A 15041-nucleotide genomic window follows, 5' to 3' on the forward strand; every position below is an offset into this window, starting at 1 on the left:
GGTGTGACGGACGGGGCTCCAGGGGTTACGGGAACGGGTGCACCCCGACCGGCGTGGCCGGCACCGGTCCGTGTCCGGCGGCGACGCGGCTGCGGTAGGTGGCGCGGTCGATGACCTCCAGGCCCACGATCTCCCACGGCGGCAGTCCCGCGGACCTGCGGTGCTCGCCCCACAGGCGCAGCGCCACCGCGGCCGCGTCGTGCAGGTCGCGGGCCTCCTCCCAGTAGCGGATCTCCGCGTGGTCGTCGGCGTAGCGGCTGGTCAGCAGGAACGGATGGTCATGCGCGAGCTGTTCCAGCGCACGGCGGACCTCCGCGACCGGCGCGGGCTCGCCGGACACGCTGAGGGTGACGTGCCACAGGCGGGGCAGGTCGCGCGCCTCGCCGCCGCGGTGCCGGTCCCCGGCCGCGACGCTGGTCAGGGCGCGCTCCTCGCCCGCCGCACGGGAGCCGCGGCCACCGTGGGACACCGTCGTCCCGGGGCGCACTCGTCTCACGACGGCCTCCTTCACACACGGACCGCCCGGGCCCCGGGCGGAATTTGTCCCTGCGACAAAGTTGAGCAGGCCGTCGCGGATCTCGGGGCGATTTCGCGGAACGTCCACCACCGAGGGCCGACGTTCTGGGGCATTACGGATGCAGGACCACGAGATCGTCCCTGTGTACGACCTCACGTTCGTACCCGGGGCCGAGCTCCCGCGCGAGTTCACGGGTGGAGCGGCCCACCAGAAGGGGGATCTCCTTGGCGTCGAAGTTGACGAGCCCGCGGGCAACCGCGCGTCCCTCACGGTCCCGCAGCTCCACCGGGTCGCCCGCGTTGAAGTCGCCCTCGACGCCCGCGATGCCGGCCGGGAGCAGCGACTTGCGGCCCTGGACGACCGCGCGGACCGCGCCGTCGTCCAGGGTGAGCGAGCCCTGCGGGGTGGACGCGTGCTGGAGCCACAGCAGCCGGTCGGCGGAGCGGCGCCCGGTGGGATGGAAGTAGGTGCCGGTGTCGCCGCCGCCGAGCGCCTCGGCCGCGTGGACCGCGCTGGTCAGCACCACCTGGATGCCCGCGGCGGCGGCGATGCGGGCGGCCTCGACCTTGGTGACCATCCCGCCGGTGCCGACGCCCGCCTTGCCGGCGCTGCCGATCTCCACATGGGCGAGGTCCTGGGGGCCTTTGACCTCGGCTATCCGTGAGGTGCCGGGCCGGGACGGGTCGCCGTCGTAGACGCCGTCCACGTCGGACAGCAGCACCAGCAGGTCGGCGCGGACCAGGTGGGCGACGAGCGCGGCGAGGCGGTCGTTGTCGCCGAAGCGGATCTCGTCCGTGGCGACCGTGTCGTTCTCGTTGACGACCGGGAGGGCGCCCATCGCGAGCAGCTTGTCCAGGGTGCGGGAGGCGTTGCGGTGGTGGGCGCGGCGGCTCATGTCGTCGCTGGTCAGCAGCACCTGGCCGACGCGGACGCCGTAGCGGGCGAAGGAGGCGGTGTAGCGGGCGACGAGCAGGCCCTGGCCGACGCTGGCGGCGGCCTGCTGGCGGGCCAGGTCGCGGGGGCGGCGGCGCAGTCCCAACGGGGCGAGCCCGGCGGCGATGGCGCCGGAGGAGACGAGGACGATCTCCCGCTCTCCTCCGCTCCTGGTCTTGGCCAGGACGTCCACGAGCGCGTCCACACGGTCGGCGTCCAGTCCGCCCGCGGCGGTGGTCAGCGACGAGGAGCCGACCTTGACGACGATCCTGCGCGCCTCGCCCACGGTCTGCCGTGCCCCTGCCACCTTGCCTTCGCTCCCTCACGTCGATCGTTCGCCCGGCAGGCAATCTACGCGAAGCGCACCGAAGGACGCTCGGCGGTCCAGCCTCCGGACACCGCGCCGGACACGGCCGGCCGGCCCGCGGGGCGCCGTACTCCGTCCGTGCGACCCGAGCTCTGGACACCTGTGCGACACCGCCTGGCCTGCGGCGGCGCGACCCGCGCGTGTCGTCTGCGGGCCGACGGCCGTTAATCCTGGCGCACGTCCCTCACGACCCTGGAGTGACCGCAGTGCCCCAACCCACGTCCCGTCGGCGGTTCAGGGCGGGTCTCCGCCGCCCCCGCCTCCCGCTGCTCCGCGCGCCCGGCCGCCCCGCGCTCGCCACGCTCCTCACGGCGTCCGTCCTGGCCGGCGCCTACGCGGTGCAGGCCGTGGCGGCGCTGACCCCGCACGTGCCGCTGCTGCTGGCCGCCACCGCGCTCTCCCTGGCCGTCGAGGGCGTGCTGTACCGCTGGCAGCGAGGGGTGCCGGCGCTGTTCGCCAAGGCGCACGCGGATGTCACCGTCCGCCATGTGCTGCGCGACCTGCTGCTGGTGGTGGGCCTGCTGCGGCTCGGCGAGCAGCACCGCGAGACGCAGTACGCGTCGCTGCTCGCCGGTCTGCTGCTGTGCTACGCCCTGCACTGCGCGATCCAGGCGGTGTCCGTGCTGGTGCGCCGCACCCGCACGCTGCCGGTGGTGACCCGCAACATCGACGCCTCGGCGCTGCGTCTGTCCCCCGCCCCGCCCGCGCTGCTGCGCCGCCCCGGGCACCGGCTGCTGGTGTTCGGGCTGCCCGCGACGGCCGGTCTCACGGCGACGGCGGTGACGGACGACGCGCGGTACGCGGCGGCCGGGACCGGACTGTCGCTGGTGCTCGCGCTGGGCGGTCTGGCCGTGCTGTCGCTGCGGCTGCTGCCCGGGAGGCGTCCGGCCGGCGAGCAGGAGGTGCTCGCCTGGTTCGACGCCTGGCTGGCCGAGTACCGGCCCACCGTGGGGCTGTACTTCTCCGGCGGGCCGTCCTCCGTCTACCAGGCGGGGATGTGGCTGGAGCCGCTGGCCCGGCTGGAGGGCCGGCCGCTGATCGTGCTGCGCGAGCGGTTCATGGTGTCGCGGATCCCGGCGACCGACATCCCGATCGTGTGCCTGCCGAAGGTGCCGACGCTGATGCGGCTGGAGCACTCCACGCTCCAGGTGCTCATCCACCCGTCCAACTCCGGCAAGACCTCGCAGGTGCTGCGCATCCCCACGATCAAGCACGCCTTCGTCAACCACGGGGAGAGCGACAAGCTGTCCTCCTGCAACCCGTACGCGAAGGCGTACGACGAGGTGTGGGTCGCGGGTCCGGCGGCGCGCGAGCGGTACGCGCTGGCCGAGGTCGGGGTCGAGGACAAGGACGTGGTGGAGGTCGGCCGCCCGCAGCTGGACGCGGTCCGGCCGTACGCGGGGCCGCCGACGGGCGCGTACCTCACCGTGCTGTACGCGCCGACCTGGGAGGGCTGGGACGGCAACCCGGGCAACACCTCGCTGATCGAGGCCGGCGAGAACCTGGTGCGGGCGCTGCTCGGGGACCCGCGTGTGCGCCTGCTGTACAAGCCGCACCCGCTGACCGGCTCGGTGGACCCGCGCGCGGGCGCCGCCGACCGCCGCATCCGGGAGCTGGTCCGCGCGGCCAACCGGGTCCGCTCCGGTCCGCGCCCCTCCTCCTCGGAGGAGCTGGCGGCCCGGACCGCCGAGCTGGACCGGCTGACCGCCGCGGAGTTCCGTGAGGGCGCCGACCAGGCGGAGCGGATGCTCGTCCAGTCCGTTCCCCCGGCGGGCCGCGCGGAGGCGGTGGCGCGGGCGACGCGGGCCTGGGAGAAGGCGTACTGGGCGTCGCTGCCGGAGTGGGAGCACCAGGTCGTCGAGGACGCCCGCCCCTCGCTGTACTCCTGCTTCGACACGGCCGACCTGCTGATCAGCGACGTGTCCAGCGTGATCAGCGACTTCCTGGCGAGCGGCAAGCCGTACGCGGTGACGAACACCGGCGGTCTCACCGAGGAGACGTTCCGCGCCCGCTTCCCGACGGTGACGGCGGCGACCGTCCTCACCCCGGACGCGACGGGCGTGCCCGCCCTGCTGGAGACGGTCCGGCACCCGGAGAAGGACCACCTGGCCGAGGCGCGCGCGGAGCTGCGCCTGCACCTGCTGGGCCCGACCGAGCCCTCGTCCCAGGAACGCTTCGCCGAGGCCGTACGCGTCCTCGGTGCGAAGGCCGCGGCGCACAGGGCCCGGACGACCGGCCGGACGGCGACGGGAGTCCCGGCACCGCGCCAGGCCCGCCCCACGCCCGAGCGCATCACGCTGCCCGCGCCGGAACGGCCGGGACAGCTCGCCTGAGGCCGGTCAGTCCCTGCGCGGCGGCATGATCAGCAGGGCGTCGCCGACGGGCCGTTCGTCGGTGGAGTCGGACGGCGTGGTGAGCACCACGCCGTCGACCACCATCGTGGTCGAGCCGCCGCCGTCGAGACTGACCGCGTCGTGCAGCCCCAGCACCCTGGCGACCTCGGCGCTCTCCAGGACGCTGAGCCCGAGGGCGTCGGCGGTGCGGCCGTGGGCGGTGACCAGCACGGTGCGGCCGTCGGCGTCCACCCCGGCGAACGTGCGCGGATTCCGCTTGTGCGCCCACCCGTAGTAGAAGCTCGGGTCGTCCGGGCGCACCATGCCGTCGGTGGCGGGGGTGACGTGGATCCGGCCGCCGCGGACGAGTTCCGGGCCGCCGTTCAGGACGCCGGTCCCGGGCGCGGGCTCGGTCCGGCGTCCGCTCTCGTCCAGCAGGGCCGTCTCCAGGCGCAGGCGCTCCCCGGTCACGGCGAGGCCGGTCAGCTCGGCGACGCGGCGCCCGGTCGCGTGGACCGAGCTGCCTCCCTCCGGCAGCGGTCCGCCGCGCGGGGAGCGCAGTTCCACGACCCGGTCGTCGGCGTCCAGCACGGCCTCCAGCCCGTCGCCCTCGGGGGTGCTCTTCCCGTAGTGGGGGGTGAAGGCGACGAGTTCGTCGTCGTTGACGCAGGTCACGTCGTGCAGCGGCCGGGAGGTGGGGGTGTCGTCCGCGGAGCCGCCGCAGTTGCGTATCAGACCCGGCACCCGGTTGAGGCCCGTCAGACGCAGCGCGGTGTCCCCGCGGACGACGCGCCCCTCCCAGGTGTACCGGACGATCTCCGTCCCCCGTCCGTCGGCGTGCACCACCAGGCTGGGGCGTCCGTTCACGGGCTCGCTGAGCAGCCGCCCGTCGTAGACGCCGGTGCCGGCCGGGTCGCCCGGGGCGCCCGCGTCGGGGTCGAAGACGAAGAACCCGGCGTTCACCGCGGCGACGGCGCCGGCCTCCTCGGCCAGTTCGCTGGTCGTCTCGATGTTCTCCAGGTCGGCGCCGTACGACGCCCGGAGGCTGCCGCGGAACCGGTCCGGGTCGACGGTGAGCACGTCGAGCCGCCACGGACCCTTTGCGGTGACGTCACCGTCCCAGCCCGTGTGCACGACGGTCCCGGTGTACCCGGCGGCCTTGAGCCGGGCGCGCTCGGACTTCGCGGCGGACTGCGAGCCGAACGATCCGACGCGGACCCGCCAGCCCAGGGTGCCTCCGGCGTAGTCGGCCACCTCCGGTGTCGTCACCTGCTCGGTCCGCGCCCGGAAGCCGTCCCGACGCAGGTCGCCGGCCCATTCCTCGGCGCTCGGCCTGTCCTTGAGAACGGTCGGCGGAGCATCCGGGTCCGGTGAGGTGTCACCGCCCGGGACGGCGACCTCGACCGTCCAGCGCAGGGCGGGATCCTTGGCGCCCCGGACGATGCGGGTGAGGCTGACGCCCGGCTGCACGGTCCGCGTGGTGCGGGTCTCCTTCAGGCCGGAGGGGCCCAGCGGCAGGGCGTTCTGCCCCTGGTTCGCGGCCGAGGACGTCTGGAGCGACGGCACGTTCACCATGACGACGACGCCTACGGCCAGGGCGAGCCCGGCACCGCACAGTCTCTTGATCATTGACACCAACTGGCAGGAGGAACGGACGGGACCCGTGTCCCCGCGGCGGCAGGGGGGCGGGGTGACAACGGTGGGGGGCGGCCGCCACCGGAAGGATCCGGGCAGCACTCATCCGCATGACGGGAGCGTGAAGGTTCCGCGACGGAAACAAGATCATATGAGTGGCTCGTGCAGGCCCCGGCTGGGGGGTCTGCCCTCGGACGGGGACCTCACCGAACGCGACGGCGGGCCGCCGCGCGTGGGGACGCGCAAAGGCCCGCCGAGGGGTCCGGGTGCGGTGCCGTCAGGCGCGCTCGAAGGAGCTCGGGTACGGGAAGTACCACTCCAGGAAGTCGTGGACGTAGGAGCGCACGTAGTCGCGGCGCTCGGGGGCCGTGTCCACGTCGTTGAGGCAGAAGAAGTCGTAGCCGCGGCGCGCCCTCAGGGACTCGACGCGCTCCTCCAGGTGGGGCTTGCCGACGTCGACGTAGCGGTACTTGAACTTCGCCGGGACGGCGCGGCCGGTGAGCAGCGCCAGGTGGTGGTGGAAGGAGGTGGCCGGCGCCACGTCCTCGACCGACCGGAACCGGGACCGCATGGTCCGCTCGATCGCCTCCGGGTAGTCCCGCTCCATGTCGTTCAGCACGTCCCGGCGCTGGGGGTGCGGGGTGTGCAGGAACTTGTGGGTGATGGACACCCCGTAGGTCTCCTCCAGCAGCCTGCGCACGTTCCGCCCGGCCGAGTTGGGGGCGGAGGCCTGCGGGTGCGGGGCGCCGACGCCGATCTGGTACGTCGAGAAGGGCAGCCGGGCCACGCCGTTCGCGTGGAAGAAGTGCTGGGGTGTGACGCTGCGGCCGACGAACACGTCGTCGTTGAAGTACAGGTAGTGGTCCGACAGTCCCGGGATGTGGTGCAGGCGCGTCTCGATGGCGTGCGAGTTGAAGACCGGCAGGACGCCCTCGGGGAAGATGTCCTTGTGGTCGACCACGGTCACGCCCGGCGCGTCCGGGTCGAGCCACTCGGGGGTCTGGCCGTCGGTGACGATGTACACGTGCCGGACGAAGCCGGCGTACGTCTGGAGGGACCGCAGCGAGTACTTGAGCTCGTCATGGCTGGTGTAGCGGGACTCGCCGACCTCGCGGGCCGCGATGCCGGCGTCGCCGTCGCCCCGGTACTTCTGGCGCTTGGCGCGCAGTTCGGGGTCCTGGCCGTCGACCCAGGTGTAGACGACGTCGATGGGGAACGTCACGTCCTCCACCGTGGTCACGGTGAACGGCGCGAAGGTGGGGTGGTCCCGCCCGGCGACGGTGATCTTCGCGGGCGTCTGCTCGGAGGTCGGCACCACGTCGGCGATGCGGTTGCGGCGCGGCGCCACGAGGGAGTCGGCCAGGACGTCCGCGGAGGCCTGCGGCGAGACACGCGCCAGCTCCGCCTGCGCGTCGGGGCCGGCCAGCACCTCGGCGCCGTCCTGCCAGAACTCCACGTCGCAGCCCAGCTGCGGACCGCCCAGCACCTGTCCTGCGGGGCCCAGACGCACCACGCCGAAACGCAGCACGGGGGCCTTGGACAGCGACGTGGGCCAGGCCTCGTCCGCGAAGAGCGAGAAGTCCGACACACCGCCGGAGCGGGGACGCGCCGCGAACACGACCGTCCCCGCGTACAGCTCGCGCATCGACTTCAGGAAGGCCTCGCGGTCGGACTCGCGCACACCGAGCGCCCACGCGGTCCGGGACACACCGGGCACCACGAAGTACGAGACGCCCGCGCGCTCCAGGGCGTCGGCGACCAGGGCCAGGTTGTCCGCGGCGGCGCCGGCCGCCGTGAACCCGTCGGCCACCCGGCCCCACAGCCGCTGACCGTCGAACGTCGCCTGACGCACACCCGCGTCGGACCCCAGCAGCTGCTGCCGCCGGCGTGCGAGGCGCACCGCCGAGGCCCGGTCGCGCACCATGCGGCCGGCGCCGAGCCCACGGCGTGCCAGCCGGCGGATCCGCCGGGAGGCCGGTGCCATCAACGCTTCCCGGAGGAGGTGCTTTCAGGAGCCTTCTCGAAGGAGCTCGGGAAGGGGAAGTACTCCTCCAGGAAGGAGAACATGCGGGCGGTGACCTCTTCGCGCTGCTCCGGCGGCACGTCGACGTCGTTCAGGCAGAAGAAGTCGTAGTTGCGCTTGGCCCGGATGCCCTCGAGACGGCGGTCCGCGTCGTCCCGGCTGATGTTGACGTACCGGAAGCGGAACTTGCCGGGGACGCCCTTGCCGGTGATGTACGCGTGGTTGTAGTGCATCGACGCGGTCATCGCGATGTCGTCGGGCGACCGGAAGCGCGAGCGCATGGTCTGGCCGACCTCCTCGGGGAACATCTCCTCGAGCTCCTGCAGCACCGACCGCACCTGCGGCAGCGGGGTGTGCATGAAGTTGTGCGTGATGAACCGGTCGTGGGCCTTCAGCAGCAGCTGGCGCACGTTCTTGCCGGCCGAGTTGGTCGCGGTCTCGCCCCCGTGCGGCTGGCCGACGCCGACCTTGAGCGGCGAGAACGGGATGCGGGCGATGCCGTTCGCGTAGAAGAAGTGCTGCGGGGTGACGCTGCGGCCGACGAACACGTCGTCGTTGAAGTACAGGTAGTGGTCCGACAGTCCCGGGATGTGGTGCAGACGCGTCTCGATGGCGTGCGAGTTGAAGACCGGCAGGACGCCCTCGGGGAAGATGTCCTTGTGGTCCACGACCGTGATGCCGGGCGCGTCGGCGTCCAGCCACTCCGGCTTCTGGCCGTCGGTGACGATGTAGATGTGCCGCACGAAGTCGGCGTACATCTCCAGCGACCGCAGCGAGTACTTCAGCTCGTCGTGGCTGGTGTACCGGGACTCGTTGGTCTCCTTGTCGAGGATCGCCGGGACGCCCTCGCTCTTGTACTTCTGCCGCTTGGCGCGCAGCTCGGGGTCCTCGCCGTCGACCCAGGTGTAGACGACGTCGATGGGGAACGTCACGTCCTCCACCGTGGTCACGGTGAACGGCGCGAACGTCGGGTAGTCGCGGCCCTGCACCGTGATCTTCGCGGACTTCTGCTCGCTGGTCGGCATGACGTCCGATATCCGGTTGCGCCGGGGCGCGACCAGGGAGTCGGCCAGCACGTCCGCGGAGGCCTGCGGCGACACGCGCGCCAGCTCCGCCTCCGCCTCGGGGCCGGCCAGCACCTCGGCGCCGTCCTGCCAGAACTCCACGTCGCAGCCGAGCAGCGGACCGCCCAGGACCTGTCCTGCCGGGCCCAGACGCACCACGCCGAAGCGCATCACGGGGGCCGTCGAGAGCGACTTGGGCCACACCTCGTCGGCGTACAGCGAGAAGTCGGACACACCGCCCGGACGGGGGCGCGCCGCGAACACGACCGTGCCCGCGTACAGCTCGCGCATCGACTTCAGGAAGGCCTCGCGGTCGGACTCGCGCACACCGAGCGCCCACGCGGTCCGGGACACGCCCGGCACCACGAAGTAGGAGATCTCCGCGCGTTCCAGCGCGTCGGCGACCAGGGCCAGGTTGTCCGCGGCGGAGCCGGCCGCCGTGAACCCGTCGACCACCCGGCCCCACAGGGGCTCGCCGTCGAACGAGACCTGACGCACACCCGCGTCGGAGCGCAGCAGGCCCTGCCGCTGCCGCGTGACCCGCAACAACCACGCCCGGCGCTTCTGCGCCTGCATCGCGCTCTTGGTGCGCGACTTCAGACTGCTTCCGATGCGGGTACGCACACTCACTTCAATCCCAAACCTTTCGGCGAGTCCCGACGTGGCCTACATGATGGGGGTGTCAAGGCGACCAGCGGCAACGAGCGCTGTACCCCCATACGGCGCCACACGCGGAGCGCTCGAGGCTCTGCCAGGGTCAAGCCGCAGGGGGGAAGTTTACAGCAACGGTGTCACATTCCTGTTCGATGACATGGGCCGCCACGACGGGCGGAGTTCACACCTTCGTTGCTTGCGTTTGCGACCGTCAATTCCGGCACTTACATCTCCCGTAAGGGTATTCTTCGGACTTATCCACCCCTCTCAAGATTCCGACCGTTCCCGGTGGCCCGGCGATCATATTCGTGACGTAGCACACACTCGCGTTTGAGCGCAGAGTGTTCGGGCGAGCATGCAGACTTACGGTCATGCGTGTACCTTCACTCCCCGAAGTCCGCCGCCTCACGGAGAAAGAGCGAGACGCCTGGTGGACCGTTCTCCTGGTCGATCCCGTCGCCACCCCTCTTGTCCGCTGGACCGCCATGTGGACACGGGTGACCCCGAACCAGATCACCTGGGCCGCTCTGGTGCTCGGACTCGGGGCGGCTGCCTGCTTCGCACAGGGTGACTGGCAGTGGCTGGTGGCCGGAGCCGTCGTCTACCACGTCAGCTTCATCCTGGACTGTATGGACGGGAAGCTCGCCCGTCTGACGGGGAAGGGCTCGGCGTTCGGCGCCTGGCTGGACTACATCTTCGACCGCGTCCGCGTGCTGGCGTGCGCCGTCGCCCTGATGGGCGGGCAGTACCGGCAGTCGGAGGACGTCACCTACATATGGCTCGCCGTGGCCGTGGTGTTCCTCGACATGCTCCGCTACATGGACGCGCTGGAGATATGGAAGGTCCGCCTGAACATGCGGCGGCGCCAGCGTGAGCGCGCCGAGGAACTGGGCCTGATCGACCCGTCCCAGAACAACGGCTCGGACGACGACGCCGACGACACCCCGGTGAAGGCCGCCAGGGTCCCCGCCCAGCCGACGGCCGGCGACGCCTCCGCGGCCTCCGCCACGGCGTCTGCCGCCCCCGCGCATGTCGTGCCCCCGGCCAAGACGTTCATCACGCGCCTGCCCGGGTACGTGCGGCTGCGCGACTTCCTCGTCAGCCACCGGATCCGCATCCATCTGTTCAGCGGCATCGAGTTCCAGATGACGATCTTCATCGTCGCGCCGCTGCTCAACCAGATCTTCTGGCCGACGGTCGCCGCGGGCGTCCTGCTCCTCGCCTTCGAGGTGCTCGTCGTCTACCGCCTCCTCCTGGCCACGCGCGCCTTCCAGCGCACGATGGCCCGGTACGACCGTCTGGAGGCCGAGATGAAGTCCGAGACGTCCAGCCCGTCGGAGCAGGCCACGCTGGTCTGAGAGGGAGAAGGCCGCCCGGCGGAAGGACGAACACAGACGACCCCGGCAGAGAGTGCGCAGATCCGATGACCGAGACCCTCCCGGCGCTGTCACCGAACTACGCGGCACAGCGGAGGCACGTCTTCACCGAGGCCACCGAGGTGCACGGGAAGTGGCCCGTCGAATTCCAGTTCCGCCCGGCCCGCGGGGACCACCGCAATCTCCTCGTGGTCTTCTCGTCGGTGGGGAGCAGGTACGGATTCGGCGACGCACTGGACAGTGTCCAGTGCCACATTCTGCGGATCCGCGACCATTTCGACGGCGGGGCCTCGTACTACGTCGCCCGGGACATGGACTTCTCGGTGTCGGAGTCCGTCCAGTCGCTCATCAGGAGTTTCATGGAGCGGCTGGGCGTGTCCCGGGACGGGGTGACCCTGCTGGGCGCGTCGAAGGGCGGAAGCGCCGCCCTGTACTACGGCATCAAGTACGACTACCGGAACATCGTCGCGTCGACTCCCCAGTACTTCCTGGGCAGCTACTCGCACGGTCACGGGCAGCTCGGCGACGCCGTTCTCGGTGAGGGCCAGCCGGCCGGGAATGTGGCGATCATGGATTCCGTGATGAGGGATCTCCTCGAGAAGGACACGGAATTCGCCCGGAACATCTACGTGATCTCTTCTCCGGGTGATTACCAGTACGAGCAGGAAGTGAAGCACTACCTGCCCGCGCTGCGGTCCTACGAGAACTTCAACTTCCTTTTCGTGGACTCCCCCACGGTGCGGCGCCACGACGAGGTGGTCCGCCAGGCCATGTCCTCGATCCTGAGCATCGTGTACGCGCTCACCGAGGGCGTGGCCCCGCGCTGGGGCGACGTCCGGATCGGTCCGGGCCCCGAGGACGAGGACAAGGCGGCCGACCACCTCGACCGGCTGCGGAAGTCCGACACCGCGCTCGCGGTCCTCACCCGCGCCGCCGCCGACGGCGGCGGGCTCCGGCTGAGCGGGCACGCCTTCCTCCCCGGCGTCTCCCGCGAGGGCGTCAAGGACGAGGAGAAGCGGCTCGTCCTGGAGCGGCACGGCCGGAGCTGGACGTTCCCGCTGACGTCCACCAAGGAGCCGCGGCTGTACCGGGAGTACTTCGACGAGTACGTCTGCGCGTACGAGCAGGGCGGGTTCGCCACCCCGGACGGCCTGGACCTCACCGCGCTGCCCCGGGGCACGTACGAGGCGTCCGTGATCGTGTCGAGCCCCGACGAGGGCATGGAGCGGCGCACGCGCCTCATCGCCTCACGGCCGCTCGACGCGCGCCAGGCCCTCGGCGACAGCGAACTGCTGGTCCGGGGCGGCGGGAACGGCGTGAAGATAACCAAGCGGCACATCCTCGGCGAGGACACCGGCGGTGTGCGCTTCTCGCTGGAGAAGTCCTGGAGGCGGGAGCGCACGGCGCACGCCGAGGGCGTCTTCTTCCTCCCCGGCAGGAACGCCGACAAGAAGGGCCACGCCCATTACTACCTGGTCCTCCAGGGCAGACGCGGCTGTTTCTCCTTCCCCCTCGAGGCGAGGAAGAACGCGGCCGTGGTGCGCGCGCACCGGGGCCGCGGGGACATCGGCGCCTATCCCTTCGGGTACTTCACCACGCCCGGGGACGAGGGTGTCGACGTGTCCGCGCTCCCGGCCGGCCGGTACCGGATATACGTGACGATGAGCACGGGCGGCGCCCTGTTCACCAAGAAGGCCGGGCGCGTCGCCCTCGGCAGAGTGCGCTGACCCGGCGGAGGCCCCGGCTCACACCACTGCCCACGGGCGTTCGTGAGTCACTTGTTACGACAATGCGACAGAAGATGCGACGGGTCCCGCCCTGTGCGGAGATACGCTCGAGCGTCTGACTCCGCGTCGATCACCGGCGTCAGCAGGTCCCGGCGGCGCCTCGCCCCGGTCCGTGTCGCAGACTTCTCACGTCTCGCAGACGCTCCCCGAACAAGGAGAATCCCCGAATTGTCCGCCCGCGATCTCGCGTCCCCACCGCGGCCGTCAGCAGATGGTGCCCCGCCCGTCCCCCACACACGGGGCGACTCCCCCGCACCGCCCTCCGGCAGTAGGCCCGCCCCGGCGGGCGGCGGCGCCGGACTGAGGCTGGACATCCAGGGACTGCGCGCCGTCGCGGTCACGCTCGTGGTGGTCGCCCACGCGGGTGTGTCGTCCCTGGCCGGCGGCTTCGTCGGCGTGGACGTCTTCTTCGTCATCTCCGGCTTCCTCATCACCTCGCTGATGCTCCGCGAGTGGAAGCGCGAGGGCCGGATCTCGCTGGGCCGCTTCTACGCCCGCCGGGCCATGCGCCTGCTGCCCGCCTCCACGCTGGTCGTCATGGCGACGCTGGCCGGGTCGTGGCTGTTCCTGGGGCCGCTGCGGTTCGCGGACTACGCCAAGGACGCCATCGCCTCCGCCTGGTACGTCGTCAACTTCCGGCTGGCCGACACGGGCACCGACTACTTCAACACGGACGTGCCGCCGTCGCCGTTCCAGCACTTCTGGTCGCTGGCGGTGGAGGAGCAGTTCTACCTGATCTGGCCCGTCCTGCTGATCGTCGCGCTGAAGATCTTCCGGCGCCGCGCCCTGCTGGTGATTCCGCTGCTGGCCCTGGCCGCCGCGTCCTTCGCCGTGAACCTGAACCTCACCGAGACGTCCCCGTCCTGGGCCTACTTCGGCTCGCAGGGCCGTATCTGGGAGCTCGGGGTCGGCGCCCTGCTGGCGCTGGTGGCGCACCGGCTGGACGACATCCCGCGCCCGGTCGCCGCGGCCCTCAGCTGGGCCGGCCTGGCCGCCATCGCGTACGCGGCGGTGGCCTTCGACGACCACACCGTCTTCCCCGGCACCAACGCCGTGGTCCCCGTCCTCGGCGCGGCCGCCGTGCTGGCGGGCGGCGCGGCGGGCGGCCGGTACGGCGCGGGCCTGGTGCTGTCGCTGCGTCCCGCCGTGTGGGTCGGCGGCGTCTCGTACGCCTGGTACCTGTGGCACTGGCCGCTCATCGTCATCGTGCCCGCGGCCGCCGGGTTCGGCGAGCACGAGGGCCCGCTGCGGCTGATCGCCGCCCTGGGCGGTCTGGTGCTGGCCTGGCTGACGCTGAAGCTGGTCGAGGACCCGATGCGGTTCCACCGGGCGTTCAAGGCGCACGCGGCCCGTGGTCTGTCGCTGGGTCTGGGGCTGTCGGCGGTCGCGGCGGTGGCCGCGCTGGTCGCCGCCCAGTTCCCGCCGAGCCTGTCGTCGGGCGGCGCGCAGCAGAACACCAAGGAGGCGATCGCCCAGGCTCCCGACCCGCAGGCGGCGCTGACCCGGCTGCTGCAGAACCCGGCGGACAAGATGCCGTCGAACCTGTCGCCGAACGTGCACGACGTGGCGTACAAGCGGACGGCCGTCTACAACGACGACTGCGCGCTGACCATGTCGGACGAGAAGCAGACGCAGCCGTGTCTCTACGGCGACAAGAACGGCGACCGCAGCGTGGTGCTGTTCGGCGACTCGCACGTCGCCCAGTGGTTCCCGGCGTTCGACGCGATCGCCCGCGAGCACGGCTGGAAGCTGTACTCGTTCACCAAGAACGCCTGCAAGGTCTCCCAGATCACCATCGCCTACAACAACGGCCCGTACTCGTCCTGCGACGACTGGCGTGAGGTGACCATCGACAAGATCCGCGCGATGGAGCCGGACCTGGTCGTCACCTCCAGCTCCAACTCCGCGAAGCTGTGGGGCGAGGGCGACACCGCCACCGAGTGGGGCAAGGGCCAGGCCGAGACGTACCGGATCCTCCAGCGGGGCCGCACCCGCGTGCTCACGCTGCTGGACAACCCCTGGCCGAAGAACAACTCGGTGGACTGCGCGGTCGCCAACCCGGACAACCTGTCCGAGTGCGCCAACAAGCTGTCCGAGGCCGACAAGCAGCCCTCGGTGACCAAGGCGATCCGCAAGGCGGCGGCCGCCGAGGACGTGGCGCTCATCGACCCCGCCCCCTGGATCTGCGCCCCGTCCGGCAACTGCCCGGTCGTGGTGGGCAACACGCTGGTGTACCGGGACTACGGTCACCTGGCGGACGCCTACGTCGAGGCCCTCACCCCGCTGGTGGAGGAGCGGCTGCTGGGGCTCTACGGGGCGGACCTGAGCCGGACGCCCGGCGACTGAGCCGCC

The 15041-nt window shown here is 71.6% G+C and carries 9 protein-coding genes; 4 read left to right on the forward strand and 5 right to left on the reverse strand.

Annotation, left to right across the window (positions count from 1 at the left end):
- Positions 1-25: 25 nt before the first annotated feature.
- Both AY578_RS10790 and proB read right to left on the reverse strand, forming a co-directional pair.
- Positions 26-496 (reverse strand): DUF8830 family protein, encoded by a 471-nt coding sequence (locus tag AY578_RS10790; protein ID WP_052183367.1) that lies wholly within the window; start codon positions 494-496, stop codon positions 26-28.
- 133 nt (positions 497-629) lie between these two features.
- Positions 630-1736 carry a glutamate 5-kinase gene (gene proB / locus AY578_RS10795; RefSeq protein WP_019523109.1) on the reverse strand — a complete coding sequence of 369 codons (1107 nt, stop codon included), beginning with the start codon at positions 1734-1736 and terminating at the stop codon, positions 630-632.
- A gap of 287 nt (positions 1737-2023) precedes the next feature.
- Between proB and AY578_RS10800 the strand changes: the two genes are divergently transcribed.
- The gene (locus AY578_RS10800; protein WP_420341309.1) at positions 2024-4150 is read left to right on the forward strand and encodes a hypothetical protein; all 2127 of its coding nucleotides are present in this window, start codon (positions 2024-2026) and stop codon (positions 4148-4150) included.
- A gap of 6 nt (positions 4151-4156) precedes the next feature.
- Here the strand turns inward: AY578_RS10800 and AY578_RS10805 are convergent, their stop codons facing one another.
- The 3 genes from AY578_RS10805 to AY578_RS10815 all read right to left on the reverse strand — a co-directional run bounded on the left by AY578_RS10805 (position 4157) and on the right by AY578_RS10815 (position 9448).
- Positions 4157-5779 carry a phosphodiester glycosidase family protein gene (locus AY578_RS10805; protein WP_019523107.1) on the reverse strand — a complete coding sequence of 541 codons (1623 nt, stop codon included), beginning with the start codon at positions 5777-5779 and terminating at the stop codon, positions 4157-4159.
- A gap of 283 nt (positions 5780-6062) precedes the next feature.
- On the reverse strand, positions 6063-7769 hold the full coding sequence (locus AY578_RS10810; RefSeq protein WP_019523106.1) for a stealth family protein: 1707 nt from the start codon (positions 7767-7769) through the stop codon (positions 6063-6065).
- Complete coding sequence (locus AY578_RS10815; RefSeq protein WP_370879101.1) at positions 7769-9448, reverse strand: stealth family protein; 1680 nt, start codon at positions 9446-9448, stop codon at positions 7769-7771. The genes AY578_RS10810 and AY578_RS10815 overlap by 1 nt, the downstream gene beginning before the upstream one ends.
- 449 nt (positions 9449-9897) lie before the next feature.
- Between AY578_RS10815 and AY578_RS10820 the strand changes: the two genes are divergently transcribed.
- The 3 genes from AY578_RS10820 to AY578_RS10830 all read left to right on the forward strand — a co-directional run bounded on the left by AY578_RS10820 (position 9898) and on the right by AY578_RS10830 (position 15035).
- Positions 9898-10884 carry a CDP-alcohol phosphatidyltransferase family protein gene (locus AY578_RS10820; protein ID WP_136239030.1) on the forward strand — a complete coding sequence of 329 codons (987 nt, stop codon included), beginning with the start codon at positions 9898-9900 and terminating at the stop codon, positions 10882-10884.
- A 65-nt stretch (positions 10885-10949) separates the two neighbouring features.
- The gene (locus AY578_RS10825; RefSeq protein ID WP_258902299.1) at positions 10950-12629 is read left to right on the forward strand and encodes a hypothetical protein; all 1680 of its coding nucleotides are present in this window, start codon (positions 10950-10952) and stop codon (positions 12627-12629) included.
- A gap of 228 nt (positions 12630-12857) precedes the next feature.
- A complete protein-coding gene (locus tag AY578_RS10830; protein WP_161231233.1) occupies positions 12858-15035 on the forward strand; it encodes an acyltransferase family protein in 2178 nt (725 codons plus the stop codon).
- Positions 15036-15041: the final 6 nt, after the last annotated feature.

Source organism: Streptomyces thermocarboxydus (assembly GCF_024760485.1).
Taxonomy (GTDB): Bacteria; Actinomycetota; Actinomycetes; order Streptomycetales; family Streptomycetaceae; genus Streptomyces; species Streptomyces cellulosae.

What these genes read in the sequence shown, in the direction of transcription:
- AY578_RS10805 (WP_019523107.1), bottom strand. Translation starts at nt 5,779, where the DNA reads ATGATCAAGAGACTGTGCGGTGCCGGGCTCGCCCTGGCCGTAGGCGTC.
- AY578_RS10810 (WP_019523106.1), bottom strand. Translation starts at nt 7,769, where the DNA reads ATGGCACCGGCCTCCCGGCGGATCCGCCGGCTGGCACGCCGTGGGCTC.
- AY578_RS10815 (WP_370879101.1), bottom strand. Translation starts at nt 9,448, where the DNA reads ATGCAGGCGCAGAAGCGCCGGGCGTGGTTGTTGCGGGTCACGCGGCAG.
- AY578_RS10820 (WP_136239030.1), top strand. Translation starts at nt 9,898, where the DNA reads ATGCGTGTACCTTCACTCCCCGAAGTCCGCCGCCTCACGGAGAAAGAG.
- AY578_RS10825 (WP_258902299.1), top strand. Translation starts at nt 10,950, where the DNA reads ATGACCGAGACCCTCCCGGCGCTGTCACCGAACTACGCGGCACAGCGG.